Genomic DNA, 14,319 nt, shown 5'->3' with positions numbered 1-14,319 from the left:
TTAACTCGCTTGTGCTTGGGCGCGTTGCGCCAGGTAGGCTTTGGCACGGTGTAAGTGTGTCTTTGACGTACCGATGGCCATACCCGTTATCGCGGATATTTCGTTGTGTTGATACCCTAGATATTCGTACATAATCAGGACCACTCTGGCTTGCTGCGACAAGCCCAGAAGTGCTTTGTTGATGTCACTCTGATGTGCTTCTTCAGTGTGCGAACCCAATAACTTTTCGTGTGTGTGATCAACAAATTGTTCTTCCTGCCATTTGGCATGCTTACGTAAATGCCCGATAACGACGTTGCTGGTTAGGCGATAAAGCCAGCTGCCAAAGGCGCTGTCGCCACGAAAACTACCCAGTTTCTGCCAAGCTCTAACAAAAGCTTCTTGAGTCAGGTCTTCGGCCAGTTCTTTTTGTCCACACATCCGCAAACACAAGGCGTAAATGCGCCCCACGTGCTCGCGGTATAGCTTCTCAAAGGCTGTTTGGTCTCCGTTCTTACTACGAAGAACCAATTGGTTCTCGTTTGCTTGCACTGTGTGAATCTCTGATTGTTTAGAAGTAAGACGAGGCTGGTGTGAAAAAGGTTTACACAGGCTACCAAAATTCACAAAAAAAAGGCGGTGTTGTTACACACCGCCTTAAACTGAGGGGAATCTGCGTGTTGCAGTTATCGCTTTATAGAATGATGACCACGATGCGCGATAAACACAGACGTCGTCATGGCAGGGATATGGAATTGTTGATTTGAGTAAAACGCCCGCCGTGTACTGCGATCAATCGACCAGCGCTGTACTGGGTGCAATGAGTAGTGCGGCGCGTCAAGCGCATCGTGTTCGAAGCTAACGGTCTGATTACTGCCGTTGAACAGCACCACCAAGTCCTTCGCATGGCGGCCCTCGCCGTTGAGTTGCATCACAATCAAGCCGGGCGTTTGTGCAGGCCCAGTATTCAAAAAATGCACCTGATCGATGACGCTTTGTTGGTCACGTAGACGGAATAATGGTGAGCTGTATCGAATGCGCAGCAATTCACGGAAGTACAAGCTGGATTTGAATTGCAGCCAGCGATCGGGCTTCAGGTCAGGATTCGCCAACAGCGGCGCGATGATCGACCACTTCTCTTCATTTTTCTCAGCAATCGGTAAGCCTTTCCCCCAGCCTGACTCGCGAAGCGTCCAGTCGATGGCATTAAACCAGTCACCCGAGTTGTAACTGTCGCGGTCCATGGATTTGGAGCGCAGAAAGTCTTGACCTGCGTGAATAAAGGGAATTCCTTGGCCGAGCATGACCAGCGCGTTGCCGAAATTCTGCATGCGTGCACGGTCGGCGATCGACATCGTGTCCGGGGCCTTGGCTTGAATGCCATCCAACAGTGTTTCGTTATCATGCGCAGCGATGTACGCGATCTGCTCCTGAGGGTCGTCGGTGTACCCAGTAGGCAAACCGAAGTAGTCAATATTGACTGCTTTGCGTATTTCACCGGTATGCGTTTCAAAGGCGAATTCTTTAAGGCCTGCCGCCAGGCTGCTGCGTGTCCGGTCACTGAGTACCAATAGTTCACTCAATCGATCGTCGCCGTAGCCATTGGGATTGGTGTGTAACCCAGTGCCAAAACCCTGATCGCGATAGCCGCCGAATGGATTGCCACCGCGAATCGCATCACGTCCGCGATCATCAAACGAACCAACGCCGGTGCCGGCCATGTTCAATTGCGTGGCTTGGTCGAAGCGGGCGTCGTTGACGACCTCGCCAAAGTTCCAGCCTTCGCCATACAAGTAGACATTTTTTCCGTCGATGCCATCCTCGCGCAATGTCAGCGCATCCAATGCTTCACGTACACGCAGTATGTTTTGTTTACTATGATGGCCCATGAGATCGAAGCGAAAACCGTCTACCTTATACGCCTTGGCCCATAGCAATAGCGAGTCGATCATGAGCTTTTCCATCATGCGATGTTCGCTGGCGGTATTGGCGCAACAGGTGCTGGTTTCTAGACCGCCGTTGGTGTTATAGCGGTGATAATACTGTGGCACTATTTTATCAAGTACCGACTGATCGTACTGACCGAACGACGAGGTGTGATTGTAGACCACGTCCATCACCACGCGTAGACCGTTACGGTTTAGGTTTTTAACCATCGCGCGAAATTCTCTAACGCGCTTGCTGCCATCCGGGTCGGTGCTGTAGCTGCCTTCCGGCACATTGAAATGGAGTGGGTCGTACCCCCAGTTAAAGCCATCCTGATTTTGAACAGCTGCGACTGCGGCTTGTTGCTCCACTGAGTCCGGCGCCAGAACGCTGAGGTCGGCGTCAATACTGACTTGTTGACTGCGGTCTTCATTAACCGATGCGATATCAAACGCAGGCAATAAGTGGATGTGACTTAAACCTGCGGCCGATAGCCGCCGCAAGTGCCGCATGCCCCGACTATGATTGCGTGTGAAAGCGTTGAACGTACCACGTTCATGCTCCGGAACCGTGGTATCAAGAATGCTAAAGTCACGCACATGCAGCTCGTAGATCGAGATGTCTTCCGCGGCACGCAGGCGCGGTTTACGCAGGTAATCCCAGCCGCGTGGTTTGAGGTCTCGGTCCGCTAAATCGACAAACTGACTCAGACGGCTGTTCATCGACAAACTAACTGAGTATGGGTCGGTTACTTCGTTAACTTCGACCTGCCGTGTGACCTTTGTGTACACCGTAACGCGGTAGCGATAGTACATGCGGTCCCAGTCAGCCAGATTGCTGGCCGACCACACGCCGGTTGCCGGGTCTTCCTGCATCGGGAAGACCGCACTGGGTTCGGTTTGCGAGCTGTCTTCGTACAACAATAAATCGACCTGTTGTGCTGTTGGTGCCCATACGTGCGTCGACAACGTGTCGTCTTGATAAACCGGTCCCAGTTCCCCGTCGAACACAAACAAATCGTCAATCGCGCCCGGGGTTTGAATCGCCGTGGCGTCTTTTAGCTTGCCGTCCTGATCGCGAATTGAAATCGCGAGTTGTGTCTTGAGTAGCTGGCGTTTGGTCTGTGGATCCAGGTTTGGCAATGATATCGCGGTGTAGTCTGACAGGTGACGAAATTGAGCCTTCAGGGGATCCGGCAGACCGCCAAGTAAGACAAGTGGGTAATCTGTGCCACCTGTGACGCTATCCAGATCAAGGCCGAGTTCCGCAGTTGCGCTCGCGTGTAAGGTGAGTTGATCTGTGCTGTCGATGACGGTGTTCCAAGCCAGTGTGTTGGCATCTAGCCAAAATGCCTTCGCTTGACGCAGGTCACCATTGGGTGCGTCACCGACACCAATTTGTAAGGTGTTGTTGGCCGCATTAAATTGAAACAGCATGTCCGTGCCAGCAGACGGAACGGTAAAGACGATATTCGCACCGCCAGGAACACCGTCGACACCGTAGTTTTCATCCCAGCTTTGATTGATCGTGACTTTGGCTTCATAGTCGCCTGCAGGCAAGGCATCGGTAGTAAAGCTGTAGATGCCGTCGCCATCGGGGTCTTGCAACCAGCTATTCAGACAGTCTGGCTGCCAATCACCAGCGCAACCAAGGTGCGCTTGAAAGTTCCCGGCAGCGATAGCAATGCGGGCTGTGACATTGTCGGTCACCCAGTGCGTTTTGTGGTCGTAGTAAAACCGCACGTCGCGACTGCTGTCGAGCGTCAGGCCGATGTTGGGTCCATTTCGTTCGGCATTCGCGCCATAGTTCTCGTCCCAACTGTTATTCAGGGCGGCTTTGTATTCATAACTGCCGGCTGGTAACGCAAAGCTTGCACTCCATACGTCGGCCGCTGCATCGTACTGTAGATACGTTGCGGCACACTCCGGTTGCCAGTTGCCGGGACAACCCTGTGATGCTTGTAAGGTGCCGGGGATGGTGACGGTGCTGGGCGCGGGTGTGTTGTCGGTTTGCGCTTGCGCTAGGCCACAGGCCAGCCCTAGCAGGGTGATGCGCAAGGTTGCACACCAGGCTCTGCACAGGTGTAGTATAGGTTTTCTCTCCATCAGAGTATCCTCAATCAGTAGGGTCGAATGTCATTGCTCTGTTGGCAGCGATCATTCTGGTTAAAGGAACTCCCTTTGCTGGGCCGCGACGCTGTTAAGCAGCGCTCTCAATTGCCGTAGCACGAACATTGTGGTCCAGTTTGAGGCAAATTTGAATTGAATACGTATGCAGCTAACCCCATTGCACCGAAAAAAAGCGCGATGTCATACGAAGACATCGCGCGCGAATTGCGTGCTTATATCGATTGAATCAACTGTGTCGACTTAATCGCAAACCAAAGCGTTCATACAGTGATGCCGCAATGATTAAGGTGACACCAAGTAAACCGATTAGCATCCAGTTGCTCAAGTTAACTACCGCCAGCAGGCGTGTCACCAGCAACACCGTGCTGCCGATTAAACCGGCTCTAACTGATAAGTTAGCAATCTGATTCATTGCCACGCAATTGCGTGTGGCCTGCGTCAACACGAAACCGCCAATCGCCGCAAACAAACTGGTGAATTTTGGTAACAGGCTCGGATGAATTAATGCCGACCATAAACAGCTGAACACCAGCAGAAACACACTGACGTTTAATATCCAGGCATTTGCACTGGCGTCGTGGGAACCCTTAATTTGGTCGTAGACCAACAAATAGAGCACGGCCGCAAACGCTAGCGACTCCAGTGCAAACCCAGCGTATGGAATCAGCTCTATCAGCGCGGCGGTAAAGGCCAGGCTAGTCACGTATTGAGTAATCTGAAGGGTTTTGCTAAGCGTGTTCGGGGCTTCCAGTTGGCGAATCCATAAACGCAGTGACAGATACACCAAGCCGGTTAAACAACTCACCATAACGGCATCGATTTGATACAGACTTAGCGCGCGAATCAGCATGATGGACGGTGGAAGTAACAACAAGCCCAATGCCGCTTTAGATTCACGTGTGAGTACAAAATTTGTTACGCGTGAGAAGCGTTTGATCAACCACAACGCAGCGAATACGGTAGCAGTAGCAATCAGGCAGACAGCGAGCGAACTGCGCACGGGGATCAATAAAATACTGCAACTCAGTAAGAAGCCAACCGTTAACGGGCCTGCGATCCGGCGTGCGAAGATCGCGAAACTAAAGCGTGTCACCATGGCGAGTAAGGCAAATGCGCCAAAGAACACCGGTGTGAACGTGACCGGATCAATAACCACCCATTTCATCATTGATGGATAGTCAACTAAACCGCCATCCCATTGCGTCATGGAGTAAGTTAACGCACCTAAAATGGTAAAGTTGGCCACGACTGAAAATAGACTTAAGCCAAAAAATACGCGCGCCCCTTTGGTTTCTTTAACGATGAAAGTCAGTGCGAGACCAACGCCGGTCAATAAGCCAGTTTGTGCCAACAGTTTAAGGTAGCGAGAAAGGTCATTTCCCTCACTCCAACCCTTGAGCATGAACAAGGACATTGAAAGCATGACTGCGCAAGCGCCACCGATGCGCATTAATTGCGTCACTGTGCAAAGTTGCTTGAACTTTTCTAACATGCTCGGTGACGCCTCTGTCGGTAGCGGAGAAGTCGATTCGTTGAGTGTGTTATTCATGGGACTGCTCCTGTTGTGGGGTGTGTTCGGCCTGAATCAATTTAAGCTGAGCTAAGAGATCGGCCTCATCTTCGATGCGGGTTAATTCCAGATCCAGTGGGTCTCTCGCACACGCGTCGCTAACGGCGAACTCGTGTTCTAACACCATGGACTCCCAGCGTTCGAAGGTATCGTTGATGCTTTCATCGCGATCAATGGATGCCACGGCGCGATTCACATCGGCCACGGTTTGTCGCGACCGCATCAGAGTGTGTTTGTGTGTCATTTCCTCTAGCCTGTCTTGCAGTTTCTCTAGGTTGTGCGAAACATCGCGAATCAGGTCACGTTGTTGCAAGGCCGCATGATTGAGTCGCCCTACTTCGGCTTCGTATTGATTGCGTCTGGCGACACATCGTAGTGCTTTCGACTGATCTGATTCGGCTAGCTTGGCGGCTCGATCAGTCCACAGCTGATATTGTTCACGTGCATCGGTCAGTTGTTGTTCGTAAGCATTAAGTTGTTGCTTGAGCGTATTGATCCGCGCTTTGGTTTTGGCCACTGACTGTCGCGTTTGTTTGATCGTGGCTTCCACGATCGCATCGTGATTTTCGAGTTGCCCCACTGCGGAATCCAGCGTCGCAGAGAGCGTGGTTGATAAACGTTTGATCAATTTCATGGGTGCCTCCTATTTCGGCAATACGTTAATCAGAGTCAGAGACTCGCTTGTGTTCATCGTGAGTTTAGGTATTGTTAATGGCAACTGTTTGGTCATAGGTGGCGTATTTTTCACTGAAAGTATAAATATATTAGACTATTCGCATTGAGCTGGTTTTGCGGCGTCGTGCTAAGCAAGGTGTGGGTATTGCAAAATTCGGGCGGTACTCGGTATGCAGGCAGAGCTTCAGGCTTAAATCTAAAGCTCTGCTAGTGAATCCACGCTAGACTACCGATAAGCCCCCCTAGTCAACGAGGTAAATAATGCAGCAAACTGCTATGTGGAAACGTGCCGCCGCCATGGCGGAACAAACGCCTGCGGATCGAAATCGCTATGTTGATCTATTGCGCGCACTGTCAATTGGGGCAGTGGTACTGGGGCATTGGATTATGGCAGCGCCTTATTTCTTAAACGGTGTGCCCAGCATGGACCATCTATTGGAAATTCAGCCGTGGTCGCGATGGTTGACCTGGTTGTTTCAGGTGATGCCGGTGTTTTTCTTTGTCGGTGGCTATTCAAATGGTGTTTCCTGGGATGGCGCTCGGGCTAAACAGCTTAGTTACGCTGCGTGGCTAGAGTCGCGTATGAGACGTCTACTTGGACCAGTGATCCCATTGGTTGTGCTGTGGGCAGTGCTGGGGGTTACGGGCTATTTACTGCAGGTGCATCCAGCCTTTGTACAGATTGGTTCGCAGGTGTCGCTGGTGCCAGTCTGGTTTCTGGCAATCTATTTTGTGATTGTCATGCTGGTGCCGTTGACACGAGCCGCTTGGCACCGTTTTGGGATGTGGAGTGCCGTGGTACCCATGTTGTTGGCCGTGGTCGGCGACTGGGTATTCTTTAATACACCGTATCAAGCGCTGGCATGGTTTAACTATCTCTTTGTGTGGAGCGGTGTTCATCAATTGGGCTACGCATGGCAGCAAGGCAAGCTTGGCGGCCAACTGCGCTCTTGGTCTATGGCGGTATTTGGTTTAACGGCACTTATTTTGCTGACACAATTTGGACCTTATCCGACTAGCCTGGTTGGCGTGCCTGGCGAAGCGATGAGTAATACAACCCCACCAAAGTTGCCGTTGATCGCGCTTGGATTGACCCAAATAGGGCTGTTGTTGGCGTTTGAGGCGCCGATGCGACGCTGGCTGAGTCATGCTCGAGTTTGGACTGCAACGGTCTTGGTGAACGGGTTAATCATGCCGATTTTTTTATGGCACAGTACCGTTATGATGTTGGTGATCGGGGCGTGCTTCTGGCTTATTCCTGAGGTGTTTGTTTTTGCACCCGGCACAGGATATTGGTGGGCTTTCAGACCCGTATGGGTTGCGGTGTTTTTGATTCTGATGTTCGTTGGTTTACCACTGTTTATGTGGCTAGAGAAGACCGTCGGTGGCAGCACGCAGCGCAAAAATCATATTGCGATAGTGATAGTGAGTGCGCTGTTGATTTGTGGCGGATTGGCCATGTTGGCCGCAGGTGGGGTTGCGGGTTCCGGCCCGCTAGGGATCCATTGGTTCGCAGTTTCTGCACCGGTAGTTGGGGCGTTGTTACTGACCGCGTTCGGTACATCCTTAAAGGCTGAGTAATTCTAACCACCTCATTATCAAATCGGCTGCCCATCGTCACAAAAATTTGCGCCAGTTGACTGACAAATGGTGGTTATTCCAAAAGTTCTGCGATAGTCTTTTCGAACTAAATAGCCCAGTCAATTCGCAAAGGCATGCCTGGACTGAGATTAAATAAAGTTGAGATGACTGATATGACGTTCAAAGTTTGGTGCGTATTGTGTACAGCATTGCTGCTATCTGCGTGTAGCGAGCCGTTGATTTTGAGCCCTGATGCGGTCTTGCCGGATGGGAGTCGGTATTCCGGCGACGTGGTTGATGGTCGTTTCTCTGGGCAGGGTAAACTGGTGTTTTCGGCTGGCGGGTACTACCAAGGAAGCTTTGTTGATGGCGTGTTCCACGGTCCAGGAGTGATGGTGTTTGTTAATGGCGATCGTTGGGAAGGAGATTTTCGCGAGGGTCAGGCCACCGGAGAATTCACCGTCATTAGCCAGGATACGTCTACGCGGTATGTTGGCAGTTTACAAAATGGGTACATGCACGGCAAAGGTGAGTTAACAACCGATGACTATGTCTACAATGGTGACTTTGTTATGGGTAGCTTTGAAGGCGAAGGTGTTTATACAAAAACCGATGGTGAATCCTATACCGGCGGGTTCAAAGCCAACTTGTATCATGGTCAAGGCAGCGTAAGCTACGAAAACGGCAGCAGTTACAGTGGTGAGTTTCAGGGCGGAAATTATCACGGTGACGGTGAATTCAAACAGGGCGATATGTTCTATCGCGGCACGTTCGTCGATGGTGTCCTGACCGGACAAGCCGAGCTCTCGATGTACGATGGCAGCATTTACAAAGGCGAAGTCGAAGCGTGGCAACCCCAAGGTAAAGGTAGTTTGACCAGCGAAGATGGAAACCGGCTTGAAGGCATGTTTGAGTCTGGCATGATGGTCGGTGAAGGCCGTTGGTTCGGGTCAGATGGTAGTACTTATGTCGGCGAGTTCGACTACAACCAGTTCGATGGCAATGGTACCTACACAGCGGCTAATGGGGATGTCTATCAAGGCGAGTTCAGTTTCGGTGAGTATCACGGTCAAGGCACATTGACCTTGGCTGAGCCCGAAGCAGGACAAGCAAAAATTCAACGTGGAAGGTGGTCACGCGGTAAGTTGGTGCATGATACCGAGTCCGGTTTTCGTCAACACGTACAGGCCGAACTGGCGCTAACCCATCACCAAAGATTATTATCCGAAGCGCTAAGCAGATTGCCCGATTCAGAATCTGACACAGCGCAGGCCTACTTTCTTGGCATCGCTGGTGATGGCTCTCAAAGCGTATTCCGGCGTGAGATTGAGTTTGTGCAACAACAACTATCACAGCGATACGACACGGCAGATCACAGCGTATTACTGGTGAATCACCATGAGACGGCTGAAGCCTGGCCGCTCGCGACGCGGCAGTCGATCGCTGATGCCTTGAAGGCGTTAGGTCAAAAGATGAATGTTGAGCAGGATGTGCTGTTCTTGTATATGACCAGTCACGGATCTTCGGAACATGATTTTTACCTGAATCACGACAGCATTAAACTGCCGAATCTTTCGCCATCTGAGTTAAAGGCGATGCTTGATCTGGCGGGTATTAAATGGCGAGTGCTCATGGTATCCGCCTGCTATTCGGGTGGTTTTGTGCCAGTGCTAAAGAACGAGACAACGATGTTGATCACGGCCGCTGACAGCAAGAGTAAATCGTTTGGGTGTTCGGAGGATTCAGAGATGACCTATTTTGGTCGTGCTTTGTTCCAAGAAGTGCTAGCTAAGAATGCCTCGTTATCTTTGGTGGATGCCTATCCAAAAGCGGCTAAACTTATTGCAGAATGGGAGGACGATGAGGAGCTTAAACCGTCTAACCCCCAGTTGTCTGCCCCTAAAGAAATAGTGGACAAACTGCGTGAAATGGAAGGACCCTAACAGGGTCAGACTGACATCTTTTTTGAGGCCAATAAGCCCCGAGGAAGAATGAAAAATCGATTCTTGTTAGGTGTTGTTGTTTACTTGATCAGTCCCGCGATTTGGGCGCAAATGGTGAATTTCAGTGGTGCGGTGAATCGCGCACCCGGCGATTCAGCAGAGTACCCTTTATCAGTCGAACTCGAGATCATTGCTGACCCTTATAACCCTGCGAGCAGCAGGATCGTACCGATCACAATTCCCGCTGGCAGATCAAGCACGAGTTACTCGGTGTCTGTTCCTTGGACAGATGCGGATAAGGGGCTTGGTTATTTTGTGTTGGATCTGCGGTGCATGAACGGGTGTGACCAAGGAAATGCCCGTACTGGCACAGTTCACTTTCGAGACGCGCATGGGAACCAGGAGCGGTTCGGTGAACATGACCGACGGTCATCCTACATCGCGAACTTCACGCTCATTCACATGTATTCTTATCTGCGTGGTGAAGTGTCTTTACCGATGGCCCAACAAGCTACGGATGCGATCGAGCTCGCAGTGTTCGTCGACCGGCGCTGGGGCTTCTCTGATATCTGGTTCCTTTCTCGCTTTACGCAAACGGTGCAAATCGAGCGTGGGCAAGCGAGTGCGTCGTTCCGAGTGCCAATAACCTTGACGCCATATGGGTCGGGGCATACTTACACTCTGATGGTAGGCTATCAGTGCGCCTCGGCCACCTGTCGCGCTCACGGCCTGACTGCACAAGCTTGGATGGTCAAACAGGCGCATGACAATGCTCCTTACGAGATGACAACCGCAGTCAGTTCGGCCTATAAATTTACTGTTCCCGACCCCATACTGGAAACAGCGTTAAACGGTTTGGTCGCCCTGGATCAAGACAATTATGAATTTCGGTTGCCGACAAACCTAACTCTGGTTAAACGCCGCGAAGTTCAACTTAATTTGTTGCGAGGGCCCGCTCAGAAACTAACCTCTCCGGTGCGTGGCCAAGTGTTGGTGTACAAAGAACAACATAGGGTGCATTGCGGTCTTGATCAGAACTATGGTGTTTGGACTGGTGCGCAGGAAAACTGTGAGCTAGATAACCTATCGTTCTTGGTGCCAGACGGATTGCAGAGCGAGCCAGTACTGATATCAAGCACCGACTTTGCGGTTCCACCCGGACAGGCGTCGACGACGCTCGGAGTCCTCGTGGAACCATTGAATCAGTCAACAGCGGTTCTGAATCAGTCGCCTTCAAATGCAGATACGCAGACAATCGCAATTATCTGCGACTCGGGCTGCGGACTCTTGCAACCAGGGCGGCGATACTTTAGTAAGTCCGCGCGTCTGACATTGAGTGAATCTGCCACGGGAGGGTATTTTACGTTAAGCTCAGAGCTTCAACCGGTGGAGATTACCCTTGGGCTATTGCTGGCGATGCCTTGGCTGGACCTTCTGCTCGATGAATAGCAGACCATCAGGCGCTTGCCTGTGCAAAGCGCCCGACAGCGCGTTCACGAATTGGTAAATGGATGACCGCTGCCAGTACGCCGAGCAGGATGTTGATCAACCACACCAGATCGTAGCGCGACGCGTCTCCGAAGCTTGCGAATCCGAGATATTGTCCACAAAATGCACTGACGGCGACAAATGCGTCGGATTGCTCATATAGGAAACCACCGAGATAGACGCCGGTAAAGCTGCCGAGTTGATGTGACAGGAAGACGATGCCATACAGCAGGGCCATGTAGCGCGTACCGAACATCACGGCCACTAAGCCCGAGGTAGGCGGAACCGTGGCCAGCCATAGCAAGCCGATGCCGACGCTGAAAAATAGAATAGAGCCGAGGCTCGGCGGGAGGACCACGAAAATTGCTATCACCACCGCACGCAATAGATATATCCAAGCCAGCATCGATTGCTTCGGCCAGCGACCTGACCAGACTCCAGACATATATGAGCCGATCATATTAGACACGCCAATGGCGGCCAGACTCATCGCACCAATCTTGGCTGTGAAACCAAGATCACTCAGATAAGCCGGTAAGTGCACAGTGATAAACGCCAGATGAAACCCGCAAACGTAAAAGCCCAATACCAGCAATACGTAATGCTTGTGCTGGAATGCTTCACGCACGGCATCCATGACTGGTTGATCGGCTTGCCCAGTGTGGACTTCATTCGAGCCTGAGTAGGGTGCCAGCGGAATTGCCAACACCACCATGAGTAAGGTGACACCGCTGAGAATCTGCAGCGACGAGAACCAACCGAACACATCGATTAGGGTCTGTGAAAACGGAACCAATAAAAACTGCCCCATCGAGCCAGCGGCGGTGGCCACGCCAGCTACCCAGGGTTGCCGCTCTTTGGGCACGGCGCGCATCAGCGCGGGTATAACGATTCCAAACGAGGTGCCAGCTACGCCAGCGCCGACTAACACACCAGCCGAGGCATTGAGGGCGACGCTGTCAGAAGCGAAGGCCATCCATAGAATCCCAGCTGCATACATGGCCACTGCCGCTAAAATGATGCGTAGGTTACCGAACCGGTCCGCCAACCCGCCCGCGAACACAGCGACAATGCCCCAGCTCAAATTCTGAATCGCGAGGGCGGTCGCGATGGTGTCGCGGCCCCAGCCATGAAACTCGGACATCGGTTTGACAAATAGTCCAAACGAAGAGCGAAAACCGAATGACATCATCAGCAGTAAACAACCGCTTAAGATGAGTATTTTGGTGGCCGGTGGCAGTGATGATTGGGGCATGGCGCGTTCGATACAGCTAAGGGGAAGACTGAAACGATAGTGTAAAAATGGGGTCAAGGCTAGAGATAGGTGTCAAATATAAATCGACGCTGTTAAGCCTATGGTATGTTTTACTGAATTGAAACTGATCTGGAGAACGGCAAATGCGATGCGTTGGACTACTTCTTTTGTTGATGTTGTGTCCTTCTGTGCGGGCTGACGTGATTCAAGCCAGTGCAGACCATTTCACCTTGCGCCAAGAGGCCAGCTCTGTGTTACCGCCGCCACAGCTTTGGCAACGGTTAATTCAACCGCAGTTGTGGTGGCACCCGGAGCATACTTACTCGGGAAACGCAGGAAATTTGAGTTTGGATCCCGTCGCGGGCGGTGTTTGGGCCGAGCGCTGGGAGGGGAACTCCGTCATCCACGGCACCGTAGTCAATGTCGCTGCCGGAACTATGTTGCGCTTGGATGCGCCCTTTGGGCCTTTGCAGGAACGGGCGGTCGATGTTGTGTGGACCATTTCGATTCAAGCGCATGAGACGGGATCTCTCGTGATTTTCGAAGAGGTGGCAAACGGCACCAATGCAAGCGGGCTGGACGAACTGGCGAAGGCGGTTGATTACGTCAAAACCGAAGCAATCAAGCGCTTGGTAACCATCGCAGATAAGTAGGCTATTTTCTGCGTCGCTCGAGTACGGCTTCCGACAAGGTTTGCAGCAGCGTTTCGGTTTGTGCAAACCCAATGCAGGCATCAGTAATACTCTGGCCGTAGACCAGTTGGTCTGCCGGCGCGATGGGTTGTTTGCCTTCGATCAGGTGGCTTTCGATCATGCAGCTCACTATGTTGGTGTTACCGTCCGCAATCTGGTTCGCTACATCAGTCCCAACACGCAGTTGATTTTGATATTGTTTCTGGCTGTTGGCATGACTGAAGTCGATCATGATGCCAGTATCAATGCCACGGTCTTGCAACATTGTCACGGCATCAGCCACACTCTGCTCATCGTAATTTGGCTGACTGCCGCCACGCAGAATAATATGTCCGTCATCGTTGCCAGCCGTGGTGAATTGTGCCGTGGTTCCCAGCTCGGTTGGGCTTAAGAAAATATGTTGAGCACGTGCAGCGATTACTGCATCGGCGGCAATATCCACATCACCTTTGGTGCCGTTTTTGAAACCGATTGGGCAAGATAGGCCGGACGCCAGTTCGCGGTGCACCTGACTTTCGGTTGTACGGGCTCCAATTGCGCCCCAACTCACCAGATCAGCGTAATACTGGCCAGTCACGGCATCCAGAAATTCACACGCGGCCGGAATCCCGAGTGAGTTGATGTCTAACAATACTTTTCGAGCCACCGCCAAGCCTTTATCGACGTTGTAGCTTTGATTCAGGTCGGGATCATTGATCAGGCCTTTCCAACCTATTGTGGTACGTGGTTTCTCAAAATACACACGCATCACCAGTTCAAGGCTGTTCGCGTACTGGGCTCGCAGGGGTGCGAGTCGCTCGGCGTATTCGAGTGCTGACTTAGGGTCATGCACCGAGCAGGGACCCGTGATGACCAGTAATCGGTCATCACGCTTATGCAGAATATCGCTGATACGATTGCGCGTAGCTTGGACGAGTTCGGCAACGGCGTCAGAAGAGGGAAAACGTTCGACCAGCTCACTGGGTGAACAGATCGGATCAATAGCCAGAATGCGTCGATTAGTGGTGATGGTCATACCAATAGGGCGTCAGGTTATGCTGTGGCGAGTGTAACAGGCCACTTTAGGTTTGGGCGCGAATTT

Annotated in this window: 10 protein-coding genes; 4 read left to right on the top strand and 6 right to left on the bottom strand. The window is 51.7% G+C overall.

Going from position 1 to position 14,319, the window contains the following annotated elements:
- The 4 genes from IE055_RS16460 to IE055_RS16445 form a co-directional block, all read right to left on the bottom strand.
- The gene (locus tag IE055_RS16460; protein WP_189402781.1) at positions 1-531 is read right to left on the bottom strand and encodes an RNA polymerase sigma factor; all 531 of its coding nucleotides are present in this window, start codon (positions 529-531) and stop codon (positions 1-3) included.
- 134 nt (positions 532-665) lie between these two features.
- Entirely contained in the window at positions 666-4,010 is a 3,345-nt protein-coding gene (gene pulA / locus IE055_RS16455) for a pullulanase-type alpha-1,6-glucosidase (protein WP_189402780.1), read from the bottom strand.
- A 250-nt stretch (positions 4,011-4,260) separates the two neighbouring features.
- Complete coding sequence (locus IE055_RS16450; protein ID WP_189402779.1) at positions 4,261-5,583, bottom strand: hypothetical protein; 1,323 nt, start codon at positions 5,581-5,583, stop codon at positions 4,261-4,263.
- A complete protein-coding gene (locus tag IE055_RS16445; protein ID WP_189402778.1) occupies positions 5,576-6,238 on the bottom strand; it encodes a PspA/IM30 family protein in 663 nt (220 codons plus the stop codon). The genes IE055_RS16450 and IE055_RS16445 overlap by 8 nt, the downstream gene beginning before the upstream one ends.
- A 302-nt stretch (positions 6,239-6,540) precedes the next feature.
- Here IE055_RS16445 and IE055_RS16440 point away from each other — a divergent pair, with 302 nt between their 5' ends.
- The 3 genes from IE055_RS16440 (at position 6,541) to IE055_RS16430 (ending at position 11,252) form a co-directional block, all read left to right on the top strand.
- On the top strand, positions 6,541-7,860 hold the full coding sequence (locus tag IE055_RS16440; RefSeq protein WP_189402777.1) for an acyltransferase family protein: 1,320 nt from the start codon (positions 6,541-6,543) through the stop codon (positions 7,858-7,860).
- 173 nt (positions 7,861-8,033) lie between these two features.
- Positions 8,034-9,803: a C13 family peptidase gene (locus tag IE055_RS16435; protein WP_189402776.1), complete on the top strand. Its 1,770-nt coding sequence runs from the start codon at positions 8,034-8,036 to the stop codon at positions 9,801-9,803.
- A 48-nt stretch (positions 9,804-9,851) separates the two neighbouring features.
- Entirely contained in the window at positions 9,852-11,252 is a 1,401-nt protein-coding gene (locus IE055_RS16430; protein WP_189402775.1) for a hypothetical protein, read from the top strand.
- A gap of 7 nt (positions 11,253-11,259) precedes the next feature.
- Here IE055_RS16430 and IE055_RS16425 read toward each other — a convergent pair whose 3' ends face one another.
- On the bottom strand, positions 11,260-12,546 hold the full coding sequence (locus IE055_RS16425) for an MFS transporter (protein WP_189402774.1): 1,287 nt from the start codon (positions 12,544-12,546) through the stop codon (positions 11,260-11,262).
- A gap of 143 nt (positions 12,547-12,689) precedes the next feature.
- Between IE055_RS16425 and IE055_RS16420 the strand changes: the two genes are divergently transcribed.
- Complete coding sequence (locus tag IE055_RS16420) at positions 12,690-13,199, top strand: hypothetical protein (RefSeq protein WP_189402773.1); 510 nt, start codon at positions 12,690-12,692, stop codon at positions 13,197-13,199.
- Position 13,200: 1 nt separating this feature from the next.
- Here IE055_RS16420 and IE055_RS16415 read toward each other — a convergent pair whose 3' ends face one another.
- Positions 13,201-14,253 carry a 3-deoxy-7-phosphoheptulonate synthase gene (locus tag IE055_RS16415; RefSeq protein WP_189402772.1) on the bottom strand — a complete coding sequence of 351 codons (1,053 nt, stop codon included), beginning with the start codon at positions 14,251-14,253 and terminating at the stop codon, positions 13,201-13,203.
- Positions 14,254-14,319 lie beyond the last annotated feature (66 nt).

Origin of the sequence: Arenicella chitinivorans (assembly GCF_014651515.1) — a bacterium.
Taxonomy (GTDB): Bacteria; Pseudomonadota; Gammaproteobacteria; order Arenicellales; family Arenicellaceae; genus Arenicella; species Arenicella chitinivorans.
The sequence above is the reverse complement of the archived record's forward strand: the minus strand, read 5'-3'. Positions and strand labels throughout refer to the sequence as shown.